Below are 2,251 nucleotides of genomic sequence, written 5' to 3' on the forward strand. Positions count from 1 at the left end.
GGCGGAAAGCAGGGACTCGAAGAATGCGGGAGTGCCGGTTCCAACGGCGGAAACAACGCCAAGACCCGTGATGGCTACGCGACGCATGGGCGGTCTGGCGGGCCCGGCAGGGCTCAGGCGGCGGGCTTGCCTGATGGCAGCAGGGGTTCAATCAGCTGGACCATTTCGGCGAGGGTGCGCGGCGGGCTGGCCTGGTCCGGAATCTGAATGCCAAACTGGTCTTCAATCTGGAACAGAAATTCGATGACGGCGAGGGAGTCAAGGCCCAGGCTCTCCAGCGTGGCATCCGGCAGCAGTTTTTCTTCGCTGATGCCAAATGTCTCGGCAAAAAGATTAATCAAATCAGAATTCATCACGAACCAGTAAATATGTAATGCGAACCGCCATTGTCCCACCATCGATATGACGGCCGGCCTCTTCGGGCCTGTAGGGGCATTTTACAAAAGCAGCCGCGTTGTTTTCGTACCTCAGGGCGTGTACATCTGCCTGACGGCGTCCGACAGGCTGAAGGTCCCCAATAATTCACCCAGATAACTAATGGGCGCCGGCGCGACAGCTGCCGCACCAATTTCTGCCCGCAGGCGCGCATTGCTGAACACCGCGTCGGCGGTCAGGAAAGGCAAATACGGCTGCAATGCTTCAAACATCCAGCGTTGGCGGGCAAACTTCGGTGTGGGCACGAAGTCCCTGCCGCGCATTACCATCTTGCCGATGCCGGGCATGCTGGCTTTCAGTTCTTCGGCCAGCGCCGCGAACGTCATGGAGTCTTCGCCCGTGGACACGTGATAGCAATCGTGCCGGAGCTCGTCCTTGAGCAACATCTCGGCGAAGGCGCTTGCGATGAAATCCACCGGCGCGAAGTCAAGTTTGCCCAAGGGGTCCAGCGGCACATCACCAAGTTCGGCCATGACCGGGATGGACCACAACATGTTGCGGGCCAGTTTGGYGTCGTCAATCCCGCGCGACAGCACAATGCCCGGGCGCAAACTCACAAAAGGATGGCCTTTGCCGCGCAGCAGTGTTTCGGCATCGCGTTTGGACCTGATGTAGTCGTTGGCATAGCCGGCAAACGGCATGTCTTCGGTGATCACGCCGCGCGGCTCGGTGGTCACTGCCGCCGTTCCAACAAAAAAACCGCGTTGTGAGGGCCGCAGGTCTTTCAGGATGCCGGAAAAATGCTCGGCGGCCTTGAGATTGATGGGATAGACCCCGGCACCGGGCTTGAACGAGGTACTGGCCGCCGAATGCAGGATGACGTCGGCCGATTGGAGAACTGCCGCGCTGAGGCCAAAACCGGGCTCGACCACATCGCCGGCCTCGGCAGACACCATGTCGGCAAATTCGGGCTTCCAGAGGACGCTCTTTTTCAGGCGATCCAGCAGACGGTCACGGGCCTGGTTCGAATCGGCAGCGCGCACCACAGCAGTGCTGTAAACGCCGCGCGCAGCCAAAAGAAGCATTAATTCGCCGCCAATCAGGCCTGTTGCGCCCGAAAGCAGTACGCGTTTTGACATGTTAAGAAATGTAAAGCTGAACCTGCAAGTATAAGCGAGGGGTATTGGACGGTCAGCCCTAATTCACTCGGACGGACCTGTCCAAATCAGCAAAATTACACGTCTGATCCGCCTTTTACAAAGCGGTACGCGGCTGTATGTGCATTATTTTGCAGCTTATGGGGCGCCTGATTCAGCGGCGGGCTGGCCGTTTTCAGGCTTTTCACTGCCGTGGCCGCGCAATCTTGCCGCCATGCGCTTGATCAGCCGCTCCAGGTCATCGATGTAGGTAAACACGGCAGGCACCACCAGCAGGCTGAGCACGGTGGAGGTGATCAGGCCGCCGATCACCGCGATCGACATCGGTGAGCGAAAGCTGGAGTCGGCCGCGCCGAAGCCCAGGGCAATCGGCATCATGCCCGCGCCCATGGCCAGCGTGGTCATGATGATGGGCCGTGCCCGCTTGTGGCAGGCGTCCAGCAGCGCATCCCAGCGCGACATATTGTGGTCGCGCCGCGCGACGATGGCGTATTCGACCAACAAGATGGAGTTCTTGGTCGCGATTCCCATCAGCATGACGAGACCGATCAGCGAGGGCATGGAAAAGCTCTTCTGTGCGATCAACAGGCCGACAAAGGCGCCGCCTAGCGACAGCGGCAGGGCGGCCAGGATGGTCACCGGGTGCAGGAAATCCTTGAACAGAAGCACCAGCACGATATAGCTGCACTGACCGCCGGTCGCCATGGCCAGGCTGAAGC

The 2,251-nt window shown here is 59.6% G+C and carries 3 protein-coding genes; all 3 read right to left on the reverse strand.

All coding sequences use genetic code 11. The annotated features are described in order from the left end of the window. Positions 1-113: 113 nt before the first annotated feature. On the reverse strand, positions 114-398 hold the full coding sequence (locus AC1DWI_RS20310) for an acyl carrier protein (RefSeq protein ID WP_477672811.1): 285 nt from the start codon (positions 396-398) through the stop codon (positions 114-116). A 69-nt stretch (positions 399-467) separates the two neighbouring features. Continuing rightward, the gene (locus AC1DWI_RS20315) at positions 468-1,514 is read right to left on the reverse strand and encodes an SDR family oxidoreductase (protein WP_477725592.1); all 1,047 of its coding nucleotides are present in this window, start codon (positions 1,512-1,514) and stop codon (positions 468-470) included. A gap of 156 nt (positions 1,515-1,670) precedes the next feature. After that, positions 1,671-2,251, reverse strand: a 581-nt coding sequence (locus AC1DWI_RS20320) for an efflux RND transporter permease subunit (RefSeq protein WP_477725593.1), incomplete at its 5' end; no start/stop codon positions are given.

Source organism: Polaromonas sp. P3_C2, from assembly GCF_056402675.1.